General features: G+C 75.8%; 8 protein-coding genes. 4 read left to right on the top strand and 4 right to left on the bottom strand.

The annotated features are described in order from the left end of the window. The first annotated feature begins 14 nt into the window (after nt 1–14). A complete protein-coding gene (locus ACIBVP_RS00670; protein ID WP_396103815.1) occupies nt 15–2,342 on the top strand; it encodes a lantibiotic dehydratase in 2,328 nt (775 codons plus the stop codon). Here the strand turns inward: ACIBVP_RS00670 and ACIBVP_RS00665 are convergent. Genes ACIBVP_RS00665 through ACIBVP_RS00650 form a run of 4 tightly spaced genes read right to left on the bottom strand, consistent with a single transcriptional unit; the run spans nt 2,325 to nt 17,864 of the window. After that, nucleotides 2,325–7,580 (bottom strand): amino acid adenylation domain-containing protein, encoded by a 5,256-nt coding sequence (locus ACIBVP_RS00665; protein WP_396103814.1) that lies wholly within the window; start codon nt 7,578–7,580, stop codon nt 2,325–2,327. The genes ACIBVP_RS00670 and ACIBVP_RS00665 overlap by 18 nt on opposite strands. Then, the gene (locus ACIBVP_RS00660) at nt 7,577–12,016 is read right to left on the bottom strand and encodes a beta-ketoacyl synthase N-terminal-like domain-containing protein (protein WP_396103813.1); all 4,440 of its coding nucleotides are present in this window, start codon (nt 12,014–12,016) and stop codon (nt 7,577–7,579) included. Before ACIBVP_RS00660 ends, ACIBVP_RS00665 begins: the two co-directional genes overlap by 4 nt. After that, the gene (locus ACIBVP_RS00655; RefSeq protein ID WP_396103812.1) at nt 12,013–14,346 is read right to left on the bottom strand and encodes a lantibiotic dehydratase; all 2,334 of its coding nucleotides are present in this window, start codon (nt 14,344–14,346) and stop codon (nt 12,013–12,015) included. The genes ACIBVP_RS00660 and ACIBVP_RS00655 overlap by 4 nt, the downstream gene beginning before the upstream one ends. Continuing rightward, nucleotides 14,343–17,864 (bottom strand): amino acid adenylation domain-containing protein, encoded by a 3,522-nt coding sequence (locus ACIBVP_RS00650; protein WP_396103811.1) that lies wholly within the window; start codon nt 17,862–17,864, stop codon nt 14,343–14,345. Before ACIBVP_RS00650 ends, ACIBVP_RS00655 begins: the two co-directional genes overlap by 4 nt. Nucleotides 17,865–18,056: 192 nt before the next feature. On the opposite strand from ACIBVP_RS00650, the gene ACIBVP_RS00645 reads away from it, so the two are divergent. The 3 genes from ACIBVP_RS00645 to ACIBVP_RS00635 are packed head-to-tail and all read left to right on the top strand — an operon-like array spanning nt 18,057 to nt 22,310. Further along, the gene (locus ACIBVP_RS00645; RefSeq protein ID WP_396103809.1) at nt 18,057–18,308 is read left to right on the top strand and encodes a DUF6002 family protein; all 252 of its coding nucleotides are present in this window, start codon (nt 18,057–18,059) and stop codon (nt 18,306–18,308) included. Beyond that, a complete protein-coding gene (locus ACIBVP_RS00640; protein WP_396103808.1) occupies nt 18,298–20,622 on the top strand; it encodes an amino acid adenylation domain-containing protein in 2,325 nt (774 codons plus the stop codon). The genes ACIBVP_RS00645 and ACIBVP_RS00640 overlap by 11 nt, the downstream gene beginning before the upstream one ends. Continuing rightward, nucleotides 20,619–22,310, top strand: a complete 1,692-nt coding sequence (locus ACIBVP_RS00635) for a beta-ketoacyl synthase N-terminal-like domain-containing protein (RefSeq protein ID WP_396103807.1) — start codon at nt 20,619–20,621, stop codon at nt 22,308–22,310. The genes ACIBVP_RS00640 and ACIBVP_RS00635 overlap by 4 nt, the downstream gene beginning before the upstream one ends. The last annotated feature ends 52 nt before the right edge of the window (nt 22,311–22,362 follow it).

The raw sequence follows: 22,362 nt of genomic DNA, 5'->3' as shown, positions 1-22,362 counted from the left end.
CCTATCATGACGCGGTGATCGACGAGCACCGCACCGAGTTGCCGGGCACGGGGTGGCAGGTGTGGCGTTCGGCGCTGGTCCGGTCGGCAGGTTTCCCGGTGACGGGCATGGCCCGCTTCGCCGCCCCGGCCCTGGCCGCGGTCGTCGACCGGTTCCTCGACGGGGCCGCCACCGAGGAGGAGCTGGGCGCGGCGTTCGAGGCCGCCTCCCGTGCCCTGACCGCCGCGGTCCACGACACCGCCGCCGACCCCGCGTTCCGCACCGCGCTGACGTGGCAGAACCCCGGCGCGCTGAGCGCGGTGGCCAGTGTGCTGCGGGACGGCCGGGACGCGGTCCGCACCGAACGCAGGCGACGCACCCGCGAGGACCTCGTCGCGCGGTACTGGCAGCGGTACTGCCTCAAGAACGACACCGTCGGCTTCTTCGGCCCGATGTGCTGGGGCGAGATCGGCGCGGGCGCGCAGACCGTGTCCGCGACACCGGGACCGGGTCTGGTGCGCGGGCGCCACGTGTTCTTCGAGTGGTGGGCCCTGGTCGCGATCGGCGAGCGGATCGCGGCGGACCCTCGGGTCGCGCCGTGGCTGCCGGTGCGGCTCCAGCCGCACCTCACGGTCCGCGGGGCTGACCTGCTGACCCCGCACCGGCCGCCGCAGCCGCTGTCCCCGCCCACCGCGCGGCTGCTGGCGCTGGCGGCCCGGCGGTGCCGGGTGGCCGACCTCGTCACCGACCTGGTGACCGATTCCGACGCCGACACCGGTTTCCGGCGGGCCGCGGACGTGCACGTCCAGGTGACCGAGCTGGTCGCCCGCGGGGTGCTCCGGGTCGGCTTCGACCTACCGCTGGACCTCTCCGCGGAGGACGCGCTGCGGGCACAGCTCGCCGACGTCGACGACCGGGACGCGCGTGCCTGGGCGCTCGATGAGCTGGACGCGCTGTCCGCCCACCGCGACGCGGTGCGGGACGCGCCCGGTCCGGACGAGCTGGCGGCCGCCATGGCCGCGCTCGACGAGCGGTTCGCCGCGCTGACCGGGAAGTCCGCCCGCCGCCGCCCCGGCGAGCCCTACGCCGGCCGCACGTTGTGCCACCTGGACACCGCGCGGGACCTCGACATCGCCTTCGGCGACGAGGTCCTGCGGCGGCTCACCCCGCTGGAGCCGCTGCTGCGTTCCGCCCGTTGGCTGACCGCGGCGATCGGGCACGCCTACGAGCACGCGCTGCGCGGCCTGTACGACGACCTGGCCGCCGAAACCGGCGCCGAGGAGGTCCCGCTCGCCGACCTCTGGGGCCTCGCCCAGGGCGTGGTGTTCGGCGCGGGCTCCCCCGCCGCGGCGGTGACCGAGGACTTCCTCGCCCGCTGGCGCGGCGTGCTGCGCCTGGCGGACGTCCCGCCCGGCACGCGTGAACTGCGGCTGTCCACTGCCGAGCTGGGCGAGCGGGTGGCCGCCGCCTTCCCCGCCGACGCACCCGGGTGGGCCGGTGCCCGCGTGCACAGCCCGGACCTGCAGCTCTGTGCCACCGACCGGGACGCCCTGGCGCGCGGCGAGTTCACCGTGGTGCTCGGCGAGCTGCACATCGCGATGCCCGCGTTCGACACCCACTTCTTCTCGCTGGGCCACGGGGATCCGGCCGCGCTGGTCGCCGCCATGGCCGACGACCTGCCGGACGGGCGGGTCCGGCTGCTGCTGCCCGCCGACTGGCCGCGCCACTCGGCCAGGAACGCCGAGTGGCTGCACGGGCCACACGACGTGCAACTCGGGTTCGTACCCGCGCCCGGCGCGGACCCCGGCAGGCTGGTGCCGGTCACCGCGCTCACCGTCGTCCCCGGACCGCACGGTCTGCGGGTGCGCGCGGACGACGGGCGGCAGTGGCCGGTTCTCGACATGTTCGCCCAGCTCTTCGACTACCAGGCGTGGGACACCTGGAAGCTCGCGGGCACGGCGGGGCACACCCCGAGGGTCACCGTCGACGGCCTGGTGCTGGTCCGGGAGACCTGGCGGGCCACGGTCGGCGAGACCGGGCTGGCCGGCGTGACCGGCGACCGGGACCGCTACCTCGCGGTCCGCCGCTGGCGCCGGGCGCTCGGCCTGCCCGAGCAGGTGTTCGTCCGCGTCGACACCGAGCTCAAACCCTGCTTCCTCGACCTGACCAGCCCGGTCTACACCCGGCTGCTGTGCACGCTGCTGCGGTCCGCCCGCACGAAGGCGGGCGACGGCGCGGTCCTGACGGTCACCGAGCTGCTGCCGGGCCCCGGCGACGCCTGGCTCACCGACGCGCGCGGCCACCGGTACACCTCGGAGCTGCGCCTGCAGATCCGCGATCCCGCGCTACCGCTCCCCCGGTGACCACACGGCCGCGTCGGCGGGGGCGTCGGGAGTGAGGACGTCCAGCAGCCGCAGCCGCCGGAACCGGTACGCCCCGAGCGCCACCACCGCCAGCACCAGCCCCGCCACGATCATCGCGAACGCGAGCCCTCGGCCGGGCCCGGTGCCGATGACGGCGCCGACCGACCCGGCGAGCGCACCGCCCGGGGTGAACAACGGCTCCAGGAACGCTCCGCTCGCGGGCACCAGGACGGCGAACCCGAGCGGCAGCGTCGCCCACGTCAGCGTCTGGATCGTCGCCAGGACCCGGCCGTGGAACCGTTGCGGCACCTTCACCTGGATGATCGACAGGTAGATGCCGTTGTGCAGGCCGAGCCCGAGGCCGATGCCGAAGCTGCCCGCCGCGACCAGCGCCAGCTCGGGCCGCAGGCCGCTCAGCACGAGGCAGCACGCGACGCCGAACGCGATGCCGATGATCGCGGGCATGCGGTGGCGGGTCGGGCCGCCCCACACGGCGATCACCAGCCCGCCCAGCACAGTGCCCGCGGCCTCCGCGAACGCCACCTGGCCGACCTGGCCCATCGTGCCGAACGCCAGCACCAGCGGCGGCACCAGCAACAGCGTGGACAGGCACAGGTTGTAGAGGGTGAAGAACCCGAGCATGGCGCGGAAACCCCGGTCGGCCCACGCCATCCGCACCCCGCCGACCAGCTCGGCGAGGAAGGTCTCCTTGCGGCGGCGGCCCATCAGCGCCGGGAACCGCACCGCGACGAGCACACCGAGCGCGAACACGTAGCTCACGATGTCGATCAGGAGCACGCCGGTCAGCCCGACCGCGGCCAGCAGACCGGCGGCCAGCAACGGCACCGCGAGCGCGGACATGCCGCTCGCGAGCTGCGCGATGCCGTTCGCGTGGCCCAGGTACCGCTTGGGCATCACCTGCGGGATCGCGGCCAGGAAGGCGATGCGCTGGAAGACCGAGGCCGCGCCGAGGACCGAGACGAGTACGTAGACCGTGCCGAGGGAGTACCCGTCGGTCCACAGCAACACCGCCAGGAGGCCTTCGACCCCGGCGGACACCAGGCAGGCCAGGATCAGCACCCTGCGCCGGTCGTAGCGGTCCGCGACCGCGCCCGCGACCGGCAGGGTCAGCAGCGCGGGCAGGTACGCGATCAGCCCGGCCAGGCCGAACCACAGCAGCGAGCCGGTCGTCAGGTACACCCACACCGGCACCGCCCACTGCGTCAGCGCCGAGCCGGTCAGCGAGATGAGCTGTCCCGCGGCGACCGCGAGGAAACGGCGCACCCCGGGCTGGACCTCCCCGGCGGGCGCGGTGGCCGTGTCCCCCGGCCTGCTGACCGCCGCGAGCCGCCAGCGGTCACCGGCAGGCGCCGGGCCGGCCAGCTCGCGGTGGGTGCGCGTGACGATCTCCGCCAGCTCGTCGGCGCGGTGGTTGACGAAGTAGTGGCCCGCCTCGTCGAGCACCACCAGCGCGGTGGTCCCGCCGAGGAAGCCCCACTCCCGGTACCGCTCCTCGTGGTACTCGGTGAGCACGTCGTGGCTGCCCACCACCGAGATCACCGGGGCGCGCACGTCGACGGGCGCCTCGTCGAGCCAGCGCGTGAACGCCTCCGCGCCGACGGCCGCCTCCCGCCGGACGTGGTGCACGAAGCGGTCCACCTGCGCCGGGTCCATGTCGCCCAGCTCGGCGCCGATGGACCGCAGGAAGTTCTCGTACCCCCGGTCGGCGCCGCGCTCGTCCACCCAGTCGACGAGGCGGCCGAGCAGCCCGCCGGGACGAGCGGTCGGGAAGACCCCGCCCGCGTAGACCGCCTCGATCGGGCGGCCGAGCGCCTCCAGCTCCCGCGCGATGCCCGCCAGCAGCGCGCCGCCGACGCAGTGGCCGTACAGCACCAGCGGACCGCGCACCCGCTCCTGGATCTCGGCGACGCACCGCGCCACCAGCTCGTCGAAGGGCAGCTCCTCGTCGGCCACGCCGACGTCGTGGCCGGGAATCGCCACCGAGTACAGCGAGTGCCCGGGCGGCAGGGCGTCGGCCAGAGGCTGGAAGACCGTCGCGAGACCGCCGCCGTAGGGCACGCACACGTACGAGCACGCCCGCCGCGCCGGGTCCACCGGCGGGGTCAGCTCGTACAGCAGCGGCCGCGCACCGCGGTCGGGTCCGTCGGCGATGGTGGCGAGACTGCGGACCGTGGGGTGGCCGAACAGGTCCATCACGGCGATCCCGGTGATGCCGTGCGCGTCGCGCAGGCGGGCCAGGACGGCGATGGCGAGCAGGGAGTGGCCGCCGAGGTCGAAGAAGTCGTCGTCGAGACCGACGGAGGCGACCCCGAGCACGTCCTGCCACACGCTCGCGACGACGCGCTGGGTGGCGGTCTCCGGTGCCGCGGTGCTCTCGGTGCTGATCGTGGGCGCGGGCAGCGCCACGCGGTCGAGCTTCCCGTTGGGGGACAACGGGAGCGCGTCGAGGGTGACGAACGCCGAGGGCACCATGTACTCCGGCAGCCCGCGCCGCAGCGCCTCCCGCAGGTCGGCGACCGCCGCGTCGCCGGTGAGGTAGGCGACGAGCCGCTGCTCGCGCACGACCACGGCCGCGGCGGCGACGCCGGGTTGTTCGCGGAGCACCGCCGCGATCTCCCCGGGCTCGATCCGCAGCCCGCGCAGCTTCACCTGGTCGTCGGCGCGGCCGAGGAACTCCAGTGTTCCGTCGTGGCGCCACCGGGCCACGTCGCCGGTGGCGTACAGCCTGCCGCCCGGCGGTCCGAACGGGTCGGGCACGAAGCGTTCCGCCGTGAGCGCCGGGCGGCCGTGGTAGCCGCGGGCGACCTGGACACCGCCCAGGTACAGCTGCCCCGCGACGCCCACGGGCACCGGCCGCTGGCGTTCGTCGAGCACGTAGGTCCGCACGCCGGTGATCGGCGCGCCGATCGGCACCCGTGACACCGAGGACAGCGCGGCGGGCGCGCAGTGCCAGGCGGTCACGTCGACGGCGGCCTCGGTGGGCCCGTAGAGGTTGTGCAGTTCGGCGCCCGGGAGCAGCGCGACACACCGCCGCGCGAGGTCGAGGGGGAGTTCCTCGCCGCTGCACACGATCCGCGCCAGGGCGGGGAGGTCTCCGGCACCGGAGCCGGACAGGAACACGTCCAACATGGACGGTACGAAGTGGACAGTGGTGACGCGGTGCCGCGCCATGACCTCCCACAGGTGACCGGGATCGCGGTGGCCGCCGGGCCGGGCGAGCACCATGCGGGCGCCGGTGGTCAACGGCCAGAAGATCTCCCAGACCGAGACGTCGAACCCGATCGGCGTCTTGTGCAGGACGGTGTCGTCCGGGCCGAGCGCGAACGCGTCCTGCATCCACCGCAGGCGGTTCACGATGCCCGCGTGGGTGTTGACCACGCCCTTGGGCCGCCCGGTCGACCCGGAGGTGTAGATGACGTAGGCGGCGTTGCCCGGCCCGGCGGGTTGCAGCGCCATCTCCGCACCCTCCACATCGGACAGTGGCAGCACGGTGGCGGGTACGTCCGCATCGGGCGGCAGCCCGTCGGTGAGGATGAGCGGAGCGCCCGCGTCGGCGAGCATGAACGCCAGCCGCTCGGCCGGGAGGTCCGGGTCGAGGGGCAGGTACGCGGCGCCCGCCTTCAGCACGCCGAGCAGGCCGACGACCAGCGCCGTGGACCGCGGGGCGTGCACGGCGACGACGGTCTCCGGGCCGGCGCCGTGCCGGGTCAGCCTGCGCGCCACGGCGTCGGCGGCGGCGTCCAGTTCCGCGTAGGTGAGCCCGCCGTCCTCGTCGCTGACCGCGACGGCGCCGGGCGTCCGGCGGGCCTGGGCCGCCACCAGGTCGTGGAGCGTCGTGTCCGGTGGTGAGCCGCCGGTGGCGTTCCACTCCACCAGCACCCGCGCCAGCTCGTCCGGCGCGGCCACCGGCAGGTCGCCGACCCTCGTGTCCGGGTCGGTGACGGCGGCGGTGAGCAGCCGCAGGTAGCGGTCGGCCATCCCCTGTGCGGTGGCGTCGTCGAACAGCGCGGTGTCGTACTCGAGCCGCACCTCGGTGCCCGCGACCTCCAGCGCCAGGTCGTCGGCGGCGACGCCGAACGCGGAGCCACGGCCGGTGGGCAGGTGGTTGAACGTGATCTGGTACAGCGGCGGCACACCGGCTTCACGGCCGGGCGCGAGGTCCTCGACAAGCTTCTGGAACGGCATGTCCTGGTGCTCCCAGGCGTCCAGGACGGTCCGGCGGACGCGGCGGACCAGCTCGCGGAACGGCGGGTTCCCGGACACGTCGATCCGCAGGACCAGCACGTTGACGAACATGCCGAGCAACGGCTGCGCCTCGGCACGGTCCCGGCCCGCGACGGGCAGGCCGACCACGATGTCGTCCCCGCCGCCCTGGCGGTGCAGCGTGGCCGCGAACGCGGACAGCAGCACCATGAACGGGCTGGCCGCCACAGCGCCGGTCAGCTCCGGCAGCCGCGCCCACACCCGCGAGGGCACCTCGCGTCGCGCGTCGGCGCCCGCGAAGCCACGCACGGCGGGCCGGGGGTGGTCGGTGGCGAGGGAGTGCACGGCGGGCAACCCGGCCAGTGCGTCCCGCCAGTACGCCAGCAGCTCCGCCATCCGGGCGGTGCCGTCGCCGAGCCGCTCCCGTTCCCAGACGGCGTGGTCCGCGTACTGGACGGGCAGGTCGGGCAGTTCCGGGGCGCGGTGCTCGACGGCGGCCGCGCACAGTTCGAGTACCTCGGCACGCAGGTTGAGCAGCGCGGTGCCGTCGACGACCGCGTGGTGCGCCACCAGTAGCAGCCACCACGTGGTCGCGTCGAGGCGCAGCAGCCGGGCCCGCCACAGCGGGAACCCGTCGACGGGCAGGTCGGCGCGGGCGTACTCGGCGATGGCGTCGGTGCACGCGTTCGCCCTGGCCTCGTCGGTCAGCCCGGTCAGGTCCGCCACCGGCAGCTCCACCGCCAGGGCGGGGTGGACTACCTGGCAGAGCCCGCCGTCCTCCAGCCGCAGCGCGGTGCGCAGCGTCTCGTGCCGGTCCACCACCTCGGCGAGCGCGGCGCGGGCGGTCCCGGCGTCGGCGCCGGACGGCAGGATGATCCGGTCCACGACGTTGAACAGCGGTCGTCCCGCGCTGAGCTGGTCGGTGAACCAGACCCGTTCCTGCGCGTAGGAGGCGGGGACGACGAACAGGTCGTCCGCCTCCGCCGGTGCGGCGCCCGCCTCGACCTCGGTCACGGCCGCCGCCCCGGGCGCGCGAGGCGCGGGATCGGCGCCTCCTCGGCGGCTGGCGCCGAGGGCGTGGCGCGGAGGCGTTCGACTCGGGCGACCATCGTGGCCACGGTCGGGGCGTCGAAGAGCGCGCGCATGGACAGCCGGACGCCGACCGCCTGCCGGATCCGCAGCACGAGCTGGGCCGCCACGAGCGAGGTCCCGCCCGCGCGGAAGAAGTCGTCGTGCGGACCGACGTCCGGCACGCCGAGCACCTCGGCCCAGATCCGCGCGACGGTCCCCTGCAGGTCCTCCCCCGCCGCGGTGCTCGTGTCCACTGTGGCCGTACCGGTGCTCAGCTGTGCCGCGACCTCCTGCTCGTGCTCGACGACCGCGGCGACCGGGTACGCCCCGATCGCGACCTCCGGTCCCCGGCCCGCGGCGAGCACCCGGTGCAGTGCCGCGACCGCGTCGGCCGGGGCGACGCCGTCCTGGTCGGGCAGCCCTGGCTCGCGCCACACGCCCCAGTCGACGGCCAGCACCCGGGTGCGCCAGCCGGGACCGCGGCGGGCGTAGGCGCCCAGGAACGCGTTCGCGGCGCAGTCGTCCATCCGGCCGAGGCCGCCCGCGTGGGCGCTGACCGACGAGCACAGCACGGCGAAGTCCAACGCCATGTCCCCGAACACGGCGCCCAGGGCGAGGGCACCGGCGACCTTCGGAGCCAGTTCGTCCACCGCTTCCGCCCGTCGATCAGCCGCGACCACGCCGGTCTCCGGGAGGCGGGCGGCGTGCACGATGCCGTCGAGGCCTCCGAGGGCGGCCTCGATCTCCGCGCGGACCGCCCGCAGGCGGGTCGCGTCGGTGACGTCGGCAGCGACGTGCCGCACCTGCGCACCCGCGCGTTCGAGGCGGTCGATGGTGGCGATGGCGGTGCGGACGGGTCCGGCGTGTCCGTTGCCGTCGGGAGCGTCGAGCCAGCGGGTCCACTCGGCGCGGGGCGGCAGCGCGGTCCGGGACAGCAGCACGAGCCGCGCGCCGTGCCCGGCCAGCTGCTCCGCGATGGCGGTGCCGATCCTGCCGAGGCCACCGGTGATCAGGTAGCGGCCGCCCGGGCGGACGGGCGGTGCGGCCGAGGGCAGGCTGACCGCGTCGAACCCGCGGTGCCAGCGCCTGCCCCGGCGCAGGGCGACCTGCGCGGGACGTTCCGCCACGCACAGTTCGGCCACCAGCGCGTCCGCCGCGGCCGGGTCGCCGGTGGCGATGTCGGTCCACCGGACCGTGCTCCTCTGCCGTTCGAGCGGCAGCACCCGGACGACCCCGGCGACCGTCGCGTGCTCGGGTCGCAGCAGATCGCCGCCGAGCACGTCCTCGGTGTCGGCGGTAACCACGTCGAGCCGCACCGGGGTATCGGGCAGCGCGCCGACAAGAGCGAGGAGGCTGAGGTAGCCCAGCCGCTGGGCGGCCGGCACCGCGTCGGCGTCGTCCCCGGCGGGTTCTCCCGCCAGCGCCCAGGCGTGCACGACGTGGTCGGGCAGGCCCGGTCCCTCGCCCAGCGCGGCCAGCAGCCGCGTGCAGTCCGCCGGTTCCGCCGGGCGGATCCGGTAGCCCTCCGGTCCGGCGGCGAACTCGGTGCCGGGCGCCACCACCGTCACGGCGGTCCCGGCGGCACGCAGCCGGTCGGCCAGCGCGTGGCCCCGGTCGTCGGCGGCGAACACCAGGCAGTGCCGGGGCGGCGGCCCGGCCGCGGCGTCGGGCAGCTGGTGCCACACCGGGACCTCGACGACCGTCTCCTGTCCCGTGGTGGCCGCGGATACCGTCGCGGGCCGTTCCTGCTCGGGGACCGGGTCGACCCAGTGCCGGGTGCGTTCGTAGGGGTAGCCCGGGAGCGGGACGCGCCGCGCCCCGTGGGCCGCGCCCCGGTGGACCGGCACGCCCGCCACCCACAGCCTGCCGACCGCGTCGAGGCACGTCTGCTGGTCGGTGAGCCGCTCGTTCGCGGCGGGCAGGCTGCGCAGCGGGGCGCGGGCGCCCGCGGGCAGGTTCGTCCTGGCGAGGCCGGCGAGCTGCCTGCCGGGTCCGCACTCCAGCAGCAGCCAGTCGGCCGGGTCGTCACGCACGAGGTCCGCCACCGACGCGCCGAAGTGGACCGGGCCGCACAGCTGGTCCACCCAGTAGGCCGGGTCGGTGGCCTGGTCGGCGGTCACCGGCGCGGCGGTGAGGTTCGACCAGAACGGCACCTCCGGCGCCCGCAACGCGACGCCGTCGAGGACGGCACGGAACTCGGCACGCACGGGGTCGAGCACCGGTGAGTGCGGCGCGTGGGTCGTGCGCAGCAGCGTGCAGCCGACGCCGCGCTCACGCAGTGTCTCCTCGAACGCCGCGACGGCGTCCGGCGCACCGGCCACCACACACGTCCTCGGTCCGTTCACCACCGCGATCGAGACGCCGTCGGGCAACCACCCGGCCACCTCGTCCGCGCCGTGCTGCACGGCGAGCATGCGTCCCGGCGGAGCCGCCTCGACCAGCCGTCCCCGCGCGGCCACCACGCGCAGCGCGTCGGGCAGGTCGAACACCCCGGACACCGTGGCCGCGACGTACTCGCCGACGGAGTGACCGATCATCCCGGCGGGCCGCACACCCCAGTGCTGCCACAGCGCGGCCAGTGCGTACTCCACGGTGAACAGCGCGGGCTGCTGGTGCGCGGGCTCGTCGAGCCACGCCTCCGCGTCCGCGCCGGTGGCGGCCAACCCCTTCCGCAGGTCCTGTCCCAGGACGTCGACGCACTCGTCGACCGCCCGTGCGAACACCGGCTCGTTCGCGTACAGGTGCGCGCCCATGCCCGCGTACTGCGCGCCGTGCCCAGGGAACAGGAACGCCACGCGCGGCGCTCCGGCCGCGTCACCGGTGACGCGCCGCTTCTTGTCGGTCAGCGCGGCCGCGGCGGCACGCGGGTCCGCGGCGACGACGGCCGCCCGGTGCCGGTAGGCGGGCCTGCCGTCCGCCAGGGTGCCCGCGATGTCGCGCAGGTCGAGGCCGGGGTGTTCGGTGAGGTGCGCGGCGAGGCGGGTGCAGGCGGCGGTGAGCGCGGTCGGGGTGGCCGCGGAGACCTGGACCAGTCGGGGCTCGGCCGCCGACGGTTCCGCGGACGGGGCCGCCCGCGGCGCTTCCTCCAGGACCACGTGCACGTTGGTGCCGCCGAGGCCCAGCGAGTTGACCCCGGCCCGGCGCGGTGTCGTCCCGTCCGCCTCCCAGGCGGTGAGCGTCGAGACCACGTAGCACGGGCTCGCCGCGAAGTCGATCTCCGGGTTGGGGCGTTCGAAGCCCGCGGTCGGCGGGATCACCCCGTGCTCCATGGCGAGCACGGCCTTGATCAGCCCCACCACCCCACCCGCCTGGCTGAGGTGGCCGATGTTCGACTTGACCGACCCGATCCCGCACCAGCCGCGTTCGGCGGTGCCGTCGCCGTAGGCGGCGGACAGCGCCGCGACCTCGATCGAGTCACCGAGCACGGTGCCGGTGCCGTGCGCCTCGACGTAGCCGACCGTGCGCGGGTCGATCCCCGCGACGGAAAGCGCTTGCGCGACCACCTCGAGCTGCCCGCCGACGCTGGGCGCGGTGAAGCCCGCCTTCGTGGCGCCGTCGTTGTTGACGGCGTTGCCGATGATCAGCCCGCGGATCGCGTCACCGTCGGCCTGGGCGTCGGCGAGCCGTTTGAGCACGACGACGCCGACCCCGCTGCCGTACACGGTGCCGTCCGCGCGCGCGTCGAACGGCCTGCAGTGCCCCGCGAGGGAGGTGTAGCCCTCGTCGGCGACGTACCCGACGCGGTGCGGCAGCTCCACGCACACCCCGCCCGCCAGCGCCGCGTCGCACTCGCCCGCCCGCAGCGCTTCCGCGGCCAGGTGCACCGCCACCAGCGAGGACGAGCACGCGGTGTGCACGGCGAGGCTGGGTCCCCGCAGGTTCAGCCGGTAGGACACGGTGCTGGCCAGGTAGTCGGGCTTGTTGGCCAGGCCGATGCGCATGTCCCCGGCCGCGGCCACCACCCGCGGGTTCCGCCGGACGTTGAGCCAGTGGTAGAGGTCGGTGTTGGTGCCCGCGTACACGCCCACCTCGCCCGGGTAGCGCGCCGGGTCGCAGCCCGCGTCGAGCAGCGCGGCGTGCGCGTGCTCGAGGAACAGCCGCTGCTGCGGGTCGGCCAGGTCCGCCTCCTGCGCGGTCATGCCGAACAGCACCGGGTCGAAGTACTCCAGCCGGTCGAGCACGCAGGACACCGGCACGAACGCGGGGTCGTCCAGCACGGCGTCGGGCACGCCGAGCGCGGTCTGCTCGGCGCGGTCGAACACGGTCCTGGACTCGACGCCGTCGACCAGGTTCCGCCAGAACGCCTCGACCGAGTCGGCGCCGGGCACCGCCAGGCTGATGCCGACGATCGCGATCGGCTCCACTGCGTCGTCGGTCACCGCGGTCCTCCTCCTGGGTCGGCCGGATCGCGCACCTGCAGCCGCAGCTCGCTCACGTAGCGGCGGCCCCGCGCGTCGGGCAGCCACGCCTGCCCTGGTTCCGGCAGCGGTTCGGTGACCACCACCGGCACGTCGCCACCACCCGCGCGGTGTGCCGCGCGCACCATCAGGCACAGCCGCGTCGCGTACAGCGGGCTGGTGAGGTCCACGTACGTGGGTTTGAGCTCGGTGGCGACGCGCACGAACACGCGGTCCGGCAGGCCGAGGCCCGCTCGCCAGCGGCGCACCGCGAGGTAGCGGCGGGCGGGGTCGGTGCCCTCGGCCAGGCCGGTCGCGGCGACCGTGGTCCGCCAGGTCTCGCGGGCGAGCACCAGCCTGCCGACCGTGACGCGCGGCGTGTGGGGGCGGTCGGTCATGACCTTGAACGCCTCCGCGGCGTGCATGGCGACGAGCGCCGAGAACGCCTCGACGACGGGCCAGCGCGTGCCGTCCGGCGCGGTGACGACCAGCTCGCCGCCCACCTCGGACACGGTGGCCGCGGTCGCGGGCAGCAGCCGGGTCCGGTCGGCGCCCGGCGCGTCGGCGAAGGCCAGCTCCCGGTCGGTCGGCCCGGTCAGCGAGGGCACCAGCCGCCCGCCGGTGCGGGGGTAGTCCGGCGGGTAGAGCGGGCGCAGCCGGTGTGGCCCGAGGTCGGCCGCCAGCGCCTCGCGCAGGGCCGCGACGTCCGGGTGGCCGTCGGTGAACAGCGCGCTGTCGAAGGTGGGCCAGGCGGCGTGCAGCTCGCCGAGGACGGCGAGGAAGTCGCCGCGTGCCACCGCGTCGGCCGAGTCGGCGCACAGCTGCAGGTCGGGGCTGTGGATCCGGCCGGCGCTCCACCCGGGACGCGTCGCGGGGAACTCGGCCGCGACCCGTGGCGCCAGCTCCTCGGCGGTGAACGTCAGCCGGGTCGTGCCCTCGGGCGTGCCCGCGAGCCCGAGCACCCGGTCCCAGCGGGCGGCGAAGTCCCGCGCCACCGCGTCGAGCGGCCGGTCACCGCTGCCGAACAGGGGGCCCTGGGCGAGGAACCACAGGTCGGCGAGCCGCACCGGCCCGCCGTCGGCCGCCAGCTCGGCGTGCAGCTCACCCAGCGCCTCCCGGTACGCCGCGGCGAGGGCACCGGTGAGCCAGCGCGCCGCCCGCAGCGGCAGTTCGAGCGCCGGAGCCAGCGCGTCGAGCAGCCCGGAGCCGATGGTGACGTCCAGGTCGCGGACCGTTTCCTCGTGGCAGAGCGCGCGGCCGGCGTACGGCTGGCCTGCGCGGCGCCGGGGTGCCTTCCCGGTGAGCGCGGTGAACTCGGCGTCGAGTCCGGACAGCGCCGCGGTGAGCGCGGCCGCGTCCCCGGCCGCGGCCGCGACACGGACCTTGGCCGCCGACAACCGCGCCAGCCCGGCCAGCGCCCGGTCGCGGACCGCGGGTTCGCCGATCGCGGCCAGCTTGGCGGCCAGCACCTGCTCGGCGTCGAAGCCCTGCGGCAGGTCGAGGTCCCAGCGCAGCAGACGGCGATCGACGAGGTTGGCCAGCAGCAGGTACCCGTCCGCGGGTCTGCGCACGCCGCTGCCGGGGTCGGCCTCACCGTCGCGCAGGAACGCGTCGACGAGGTCGCGGGCCGTGCGGGTGCCGTAGCAGCGGCGCAGGAACTGGGCCTCGGCCAGCGACACGGGCGCCGGGGGTTGCGCGGGGCGCAGCACCTCGCGGTCGGTCAGGGTCAGGTGCGGTGGCAGGACCGGGGCGAGCCACGGCCGCACCTCCGGGTCGGCCGCGACCCGGTCGGCGTACGCGGCGAGCGCCCAGTACTCGAGGTAGAGCCTGCGTTCGCGGACCAGACCGGGACCGGGGCGCGGGGACAGTCCCGCCTGCCCGGGCGCCACGGTGCCCCAGCACACCGGGCCGAAAAACCCGATCGTCTCGGTCTTGGCGACGTAGCGCTGCCAGTACCCGGCGACCACGTTCTCCCGCTCGCGGCGCCGCACGTTGCGCGGACCGGCCGGTCCGGCGGCCACGAGCCCGTCCAGTGCCACCAGGACGCCCGGGTTCTGCCAGGCCACGGCCTCCCGGAACAGCGGGTCGGCGGCGATCGCGCACACGTGCGCGGCCGCGGCGTCGACCGCTTCGGCGTGGGCCTTGGCGAAGACGTTCTCGCCGACCTCGCCCGCCAGGTGCCGGTCGGCCGTGGCCGCGCAGTCGGGTGCCGCGAAGCGGGCGAGCCCGTCCGCGGGGAACCCCGCGCTGCGCACGAGCACGTCGCGCCACACCGACCAGCCGGTGTCCCCGAGCGGAACCAGGTGGGTCATGCGGGGCCTCCGGCCCGGCCCGGCTGTCCCCGCCGGGACCGCGCCCGGCGGACCGCGCCCCGGCTCGCCGCCTTGACCACGGCCGGGTCCCTGGCGACATCCCCGCCGTTGCCGTCGTGCTCGCCACCGGCGTCGAGGTGTGCGGCGAGCGTGCGCACGGTCGGGTGGCGGAACAGGTCCATCACCCGCAGGTCGCGGCCGAGCACCCGGTTGACCCGCCGCTGCACCGCGGCCGCGGTCAGGGACGTGCCGCCGACGTCGAAGAAGTTGTCGGTGGCCCCGACCCCGCTCAGGCCGAGCACCTCGCGCCACACGGCGGCCACCGCACGCTCGGTCGCGGTGGCGGGCGGCACGGTGCCGAGGCCGCCGCGGACAGCGCGTGGCGCAGCCCGCTCGACGCCGTCGAGCACGCCGTCACGCGGGACCCGCTCGGCGCCCGGCAGGTCGCGCACCGGGATGTCCGGGTCGGCGACACCCGCGGCCACGACCCGCTGGACCGCGTCCAGCACCGCCGCCATCCGCGCGTGGTCGTAGACGTCGGTGCTGTAGAGGATCTCCAGCCGCAGGCGGCCGTCCCGCTCGACGCCGTAGAGGGTGAGGTCGAAGGGCGAGCCGGGCGCGGTCACCGGCACGGGTTCGCCTGCGACCCCGGTCAGCTCCAGGCGGGGCGCGGGGAAGGTGTACATGTTGAACAGCACCTGCACCAGCGGGTTGCGGTCCAGCCTGCCACCGAGCCCCAGCCCGTCGACGATCCGCTCCAGCGGCGCCTCGGGGTGGGCGAGCGCGGCCAGCAGCTCGTCGCGGGCGGCGCGGACGTGCTGGGCGAACCCCGCCTCGTCGGAACACCGCAGCCGCAGCGGCGCGATGTCGATGAAGAACCCGACCATGCGCTCGAAGTCGGCGTGCCTGCGGTCCACGGCCGGGGTGCCGACCACGAGGTCGGGCAGCCCGCTCTGCCAGGACAGGACCAGCCCGAACGCGGCGAGCAGCACCGCGGCCGGGGTGGCGCCGAGCCGGGCGGCGAGCGCCGCGACCTCGGCGGTACGGGCCGGGTCGAGCGCCGCGGTGACCGACGCGCTGCTGTAGGTCTGCTCGGCGGGCCGCTGCCGGGCACTGGGCAGCTGCAGCACGGCGGGCACGCCGGTGAGGTGGTCGACCCACCACGCCAGGTCGTCCGCTCCGCGCCGCCCGCTCCGCTCGGCGCGCCAGGCCACGTAGTCGCCGTAGGTGGCGGGCAGGGCGGGCAGGTCGGCGGGCGCACCGGTCAGGGCACGCGCGTAGGCCGCGGCCAGGTCGTCGTACAGCAGCGCCTGTGACCAGCCGTCGAACACGGCGTGGTGCGCGTGGACGGCGAGGACGTGGTCGTCGGGTCCGAGCCGGTACAGCTCCGCCCGCCACAGCGTGTCGGTGGCGAGGTCGAACGGCCGCGCGACCCCGGCGGCGAGCCGCGCGGGCAGGTCCGCCGCCCGCACCGGGACGACGGGCAGCGGCACCGGGCCCGGCGGGTCGACCACGGCGTACGGCCTGCCGTCGGTGTCGGGGACGCGCCAGCGCAGCACCTGCTGCCGGGCGGCGACGGCGGCGAGCGCGGCCGTCAACGCGGGGACGTCGAGCGGCCCGGTGAGCCGCTCGGCCAGCACCGCGTTGTACGCCGCGCCCGCGGCGGGTGAGTAGCGGTCGAGGAACCACAGCCGCCGCTGCGCCGGGGAGAGCGCGGGTGGGCGCCCCCGCACGGGTGGTTCGGTGCCGGCCGGGGCCGCGGCCCCGGCCTTGGCGGCGATCCCGCGCAGCGTGCGGCCGGTCAGCACGTCCTCGATCGCCACGTCGCGGCGCAGCCGGGCGCGCAGGTCGGTCACCAGCCGCATCGCGGTGATGGAGTGGCCGCCGCGGGTGAAGAAGTCGGTGTCGCGGTCCTCGGGCGGCGCGCCCAGCACGGCCGCCCAGCCGTCGGCGACCTGGATCTCGACGGCGGTGGCGGGCGGCGAAGGCGCCTGCCGAGGGGCGGGCCCCTCGACGGCCAGCTCACGGACCTTCGCGAAGTCCACCTTGCCGTTGGCGTTCACCGGCAGCTCGGCGAGGACGTGGATCCGGGTCGGGACCGACGCGTCGGCGAGCCGTCGCGCGCAGTGGGCGCGCAGCTCGGTGGCGTCGACGGCACCGCTCACGTAGGCGACCAGTTCCGGTCCGGGGAGCGCCTCGACGGCGGCGTGGCGCACGCCGGGGTGCCCGCGCAGCACCGCCTCGACCTCACCCAGCTCGATGCGCTGGCCGCGGATCTTGACCTGCCTGTCGATGCGGCCGAGGAACTCCAGGTTGCCGTCCGGGAGCCGGCGGGCGAGGTCGCCGGTGCGGTAGAGCCGGGCGCCGGGCTCGCCGGAGAACGGGTCGGGCACGAACCGGACGGCGGTGCGGACCGGGTCGCCGAGGTAGCCCCGCGCGAGGCCGGGCCCGCCGGTCAGCACCTCCCCCGGTGCCCCGGCGGGTACCTCGCGCAGCTCGGCGTCGACCACGTGGATGCTGTGGTTCGTGGCCGGGACGCCGATGGGCAGCGGCCGTTCCCAGTGACCGCTCGCGTCGAACCACGTCACGAGCACGGTCGCCTCGGTCGGGCCGTACACGCTGAAGAACCGCCTGCCTCCCGCGGTCCACCGCTCGACCTGCTCGGGCCCGGGCGCCTCGCCACCGGTCATGATCAACCGCACGTCGGGCAGGAGGGCAGGGTCCGCCACCGGCAGCAGCGCCGCTGGCAGGTACACCGTGTTGACGGCGTGGTCGGCGCAGAACCGGTGCAGGCGGGTGGGGTCGGCGCGGTGGGCGGCGCTCGCCAGCGCGACGGTCCCGCCCGCGGCGAGCGGCGCGAGCAGGTCGATGACCGAGGCGTCGAAGCTGATCGTGGCGAACCCGAGGCACCGGGTGTCGTGGTTCATCCCGGCGAACGCGGCGAAGCTGGTGACGAACTCGGTGATGCCCCGGTGCTCGAGCACGGCACCCTTGGGCCTGCCCGTGGAGCCCGAGGTGAACAGCACGAGCGCGGTCGTGCCGAGCGTGGCGGGCCCGGGCCGGTAGGGCGCCGGGTGCTCGGGCACGGGCACCACCTCGACGTCCCCTCCGAACGGGTTCTCCCCCACGACGGTCGTGAGCCCGGCCTCCTCGGCCATGGCCCGCAGCCGCTCGGGTGGGAGCGCCGGGTCCAGGGGCACGCAGCCCGCGCCCGCGGCGAGCACGCCCAGCAGGGCGGCGGCCAGTTCCGGGCGGCGGTCCAGGCACACCCCGACCAGGTCGTCCGCGCGCACGCCCCGCGCACGCAGTGCCGCGGCGACCGCGCCCGTGGCGCCGAGCAGGTCGCGGTAGGTCAGGTGGCGGTCGCCCTGCTCGACAGCCACCGCGTCCGGGCGCAGCCGCGCCTGGTCGGCGACGAGGTCGTGCAGGCAACGGTCGGGATAGGCGAGCCGGGGACCGAACGCCGGTGCCGCCGGGTTCACCGCGCCGGTCGGTCCGGGGCCAGTCCGCTCACACACGGTCGGAATCTACCTTCCCGAACGGGCGTTCCCGGCGGCTCGATTGGATCAAATTTCCGCCACATTTCGCGCAGACGGGCCCGGGTGGGGCCATTTGGCTGATTGATCTCCCTTCCCTTTTCCTGGTCGTGTGTCCTCGTGCGCACCACCCCGACCCCTGACGGCCAGAAGAGCACCGAGGGAGCGCGCACCATGCTCGCACCGCCCACCGACACCGGCGCGATCATCCGGAACCTGATCGTGGACTACTACGACACCATCGCGGCCGCCGCGGCGGGGTGTGGCGCGGAACCGGCGGACGCCCCGGGCACACCCGGGTTCGCACCCGCGTTCGCGCTGCCCGAGCTGACCGACGACGTCCGGGAGTTTCCTCGGGGCCGCCACCGCGACGTGGCGCGGGCTCGGCGAGTACCGGGGCCACCGGGTGTCGCTCATGGAGGCTGACGTGCCGGAGGTCGTCGTCGACGACGTCGCGGAGCTGGACGCGCTGGCGGACGTGGCGGGTGCGGGCCGGGAACGGGTCGTGCTCGCGGCCGTCGCGCTGCTGCTGCGCCGGTACACCGGCACGGCGGAGCAGGTGCTGTCCTGGACGGGCGGCACCGTGGCGGTGGACCTGACCGAGGACCGGCCGTTCGCCGACGTGCCGCCACGGGTCCGGTCCGTGACCGGGCCGCTGCCCCCCGCGGACCCGGGGCTGCCGCTGTCCGGGGTGGTGCGGTGCGCACTGGACGTGTCCGGTCCGATGTGGACGGTGTCCGTGCCGGACTGTCCGGCCGGGCTGACCGAGCCGCTGCACGCCGACCTCGCCGGGTTGTTCGCCGAGCTGGCCGCCGACCCGGCCCGGTCGACCGCCGACCTGCTGCCGGTCTGCGCGTACGAGCGAACCCGGCCGGTGGTCGCGGACCCGCACCCGGACGCGGTGCTCCTGGCCGACCGGATCGCCGCGCACCGGTCGATCCCGGCGGCGTTCGCCGCACAGGTCGCCGAGCATCCGGCCCGGCCCGCCGTGCTGGCCGACGACGCGTGCCTCACCTACCGGGAGCTGGCCACCGCGGTGGCGCGCACGGCGGCGGCCCTGACCCCGGGCGGGGCGGCCGCGCTGCTGTGCGGGCACGGGGCGGCGACGGTGACCGCGCTGCTGGCCGCGCTGGCCGCGGGCAAGTCGTACGTGCCGCTGGATCCGACCTACCCGCGCGCCCGGCTGGCCGACATCCTGCTCGACAGCGACGCGGAGGTGCTGCTCGTCGACGCCGAACACGAGGGGCTGGCCGCCGGGGTGCTCGCCGACGCGGGACGCGATCTGCCCGTGGTCCACATCGGACAGCCGGGGGACGCGGACCTGACCGGGCTCGCCGGCCCGGCCGAGCCGGACGACATCGCCTACCTGCTCTACACGTCGGGGTCCACCGGCAGGCCGAAGGGTGTGGTGCAGAGCCACCGCAACGTGCTGTTCGGGATCGCCAACCACGTCCGCAACTTCGGCATCACCCCGGCGGACCGGACCAGCGTGGTCACCTCCTTCGGCTTCGACATGGCCGTCACCGACACGTTCGGCGCGCTGCTCGCCGGCGCGGCCGCGGTGCCGGTGGACATCAGGAACACCGGCCTGGACCACCTGACGTCCACACTGGACAGACACCGGGTCAGCGTCTACCACTCGACGCCCACGGTGTACCGGTACCTGGTCGCCGGGCTCGGCGACGCCGGCAGACTGCCGAACGTCCGCGCGGTGCTGCTGGGCGGCGAGGAGGTCACCGCGCACGACGTCGCGCTGGCACGGCGGCACTTCGCACCGGACGTGGTGTTCGTCAACGGCTACGGCACCACCGAGGTCAGCTTCGTCGCGCAGAACCACATCGGGCCGGACGAGCGGCCCGGACAGGCGGTGGTCCCGGTCGGCCACCCGATGTCCGGCATCGAGGTGGTGCTCGTGAGCCCGGCCGGGCGGCCCGCCTGCCTGCGTGGCGAGGTGCTGGCCCGCAGCGCGCACGTGGCGCCGGGCTACTGGCGCAGGCCGGAGCTCACCGAGGCCCGGTTCGTCGAGCACCGGGGAACGCGGGCCTACCGCACCGGCGACCTGGCGACCCGGCAACCGGACGGACGACTCGTCTTCCTCGGCCGCACCGACCGGCTGGTGAAGATCCGCGGGTTCCGGGTCGAACTGGGTGAGGTCGAGGCGCGGCTGGCCGCGTTGCCCGGCGTGGGACAGGCGGCGGTGGTGGCACGACCCACTGCCGCGGACGAGCGCGAGATCATCGGCTACGTGGTTCCGGCGCCGGGCCGGGACGTGGACGTCACCGCGGTGCGCACGCGGCTCGCCGCCGTGCTGCCGGACTTCATGCTGCCCAGAGCCGTGGTCGTCGTGCCCGCGTTGCCGATGACCGCGACCGGCAAGCTGGACGCCGAAGCGCTGCCCGTGCCGGGGACCCCCACCGCGGGGTCCACAGTGGACGGTACGGCCGACGAGCTGGAGCGCGTGGTGGCCGGGATCTGGTGCGCGGTGCTCGGTCTGCGGGCGGTGCCGCGGGACGTGAGCTTCGTCGAACTGGGCGGGCACTCGCTGCAGCTCGCCGTCGTGCAGCGGCGGCTGCGGACCGCGCTGGGCACCGAGGTGCCGATGACGCGACTGTTCGAACACCCGACGGTGGCCGGCCTGGCCGCGTACCTGCGCGGCGCCCCGGCAGACACCGAGCACACCGAACACGCGGTGCGCAGGGCCGCGGACCGGATGCGCAGGCGGCGAGAGGCCAGACGATGAGCGACGACGCGACCGCCGACGGGATCGCCGTGGTCGGCCTGGCGTGCCGGGTGCCGGGCGCGGACGACGTGGCGCGGCTGTGGCGGAACGTGGTCGCCGGTGTGGACTCGGTGCGCCGCCTCTCGCCCAAGGACGTGGCCGCCGCCGGTGGCCCGGCCGACGACCCGTCGTGGGTGCCCGCGTTCGGTGTGCTGGACGACCTGGAGGGCTTCGACGCCGACCTCTTCGGCTACCCGTCGGCGGAGGCGGCGCTGCTCGACCCGCAGCACCGGCTGTTCCTGGAGGTGGCCTGGTGGGCGCTGGAGGACGCGGGGTGCGACCCGGCTCGCTCCGAGGCGCAGATCGGCGTGTTCGCGGGCTGCGCCACCAACCGGTACCTGCGCCACCACCTGCTCGGCAACCCGGCACTGCGACCGGCCGGGACGCTCGCCGAGGACTGGGACGACCTGCTCGTCGGCGGCACGTGCGACTACCTGCCGACGAGGGTCGCCTACGCGCTGGGGCTCACGGGCCCGGCGGTCGCCGTGCGGACGGCGTGTTCGTCGTCCCTGGTCGCGGTGTGCCAGGCCGCGCAGAGCCTGCTCGACTACCGGTGCGACGTCGCGGTCGCCGGCGGGGCGGCGGTCGTGTCGACGCGGCAGGCGGGTTACCGGCACCGCGTCGGCGGCACCCTCGCCGTGGACGGGGTGTGCCGGCCGTTCGACGCCGAGGGGACCGGACAGGTGTTCGGCAACGGCGCGGGCGCGGTGGTCCTCAAACGACTCGCCGACGCACACGCCGACGGGGACCGGGTGCACGCGGTGCTGCCGGGCTGGGCGGTCAACAACGACGGCGCCGCGCGTGCCGGGTTGCTGCTGCCGGGGGTGAGCGGTCAGGCGGCCGTGGTGGCCGAAGCGCTGGCCGCGACGGGCTGGGCCCCGGCCGACCTCGGCTACGTCGAGGCCCACGGCAGCGGCACCCCGGTCGGCGACGCGATCGAGGTCGACGCGTTGCGGCGGGCCTTCGCGGGCGGCGTCCCGCGCGCCGGTGCGTGGGTGCTCGGGTCGGTGAAGGCGAACCTGGGCAACCTCGACGCCGCCGCCGGTGTGGTGGGCCTGGTGAAGACGGTGCTCGCGGTGCGCGACGGGGTGTTGCCGCCGACGCCGCACTTCACCCGTGGCCACCCGGAGGTCAACCTGGCCGCCGGGCCCTTCGAGGTGCTGAGCACCGCGCGGGACTGGACGGGGCCGCGACGGGCCGGGGTGAGCTCGTTCGGCCTCGGCGGCACCAACGCCCACGTGCTGGTCGAGCAGGCAGCCCAGCGGCCCCCGTCCACCGCCGGTCCGGATTGGACAGTCCTCGCCCTCTCCGCCGCCGACGACCGCGCGCTGACCGACCTCGCCCGCCGTCTGGCCACCCACCTGCGCGAGGGGCACGTGACAGTGCGGGACACCGCGCACACCCTGGCCACCGGCCGCCGGGCTCTCCCGCGGCGAGCGGCGCTCACCTGCCGGGACATCGACGACACGATCGCCGCCCTGACCGAGTTCAGTGAGAACCGCGTGCCAGAACTGGACGGCCCCGCCCCGCTGCGGGAGGCCGCCCGCACCTGGCTGACGGGCGGCCCGGCCCCCGACCTCCCCGGCAACCGCGTCTCACTGCCCGGCTACCCGTTCCACCGGGTGCGCCACTGGATCGAACCGCACTGAGGAAACCCGCGCACGCCGCCTGCGAGCGCACCGGCGATGTGACGCGGCGCAA

Source organism: Actinophytocola sp. NPDC049390, assembly GCF_044466355.1.
GTDB lineage: Bacteria > Actinomycetota > Actinomycetes > Mycobacteriales > Pseudonocardiaceae > Actinophytocola.
The sequence above is the reverse complement of the archived record's forward strand: the minus strand, read 5'-3'. Positions and strand labels throughout refer to the sequence as shown.

Bases quoted from the DNA above. Each gene is read 5' to 3' on its own strand.
- ACIBVP_RS00655 (WP_396103812.1), bottom strand. From the start codon at position 14,346: ATGACCCACCTGGTTCCGCTCGGGGACACCGGCTGGTCGGTGTGGCGC.
- ACIBVP_RS00640 (WP_396103808.1), top strand. From the start codon at position 18,298: ATGGAGGCTGACGTGCCGGAGGTCGTCGTCGACGACGTCGCGGAGCTG.
- ACIBVP_RS00635 (WP_396103807.1), top strand. From the start codon at position 20,619: ATGAGCGACGACGCGACCGCCGACGGGATCGCCGTGGTCGGCCTGGCG.
- ACIBVP_RS00645 (WP_396103809.1), top strand. From the start codon at position 18,057: ATGCTCGCACCGCCCACCGACACCGGCGCGATCATCCGGAACCTGATC.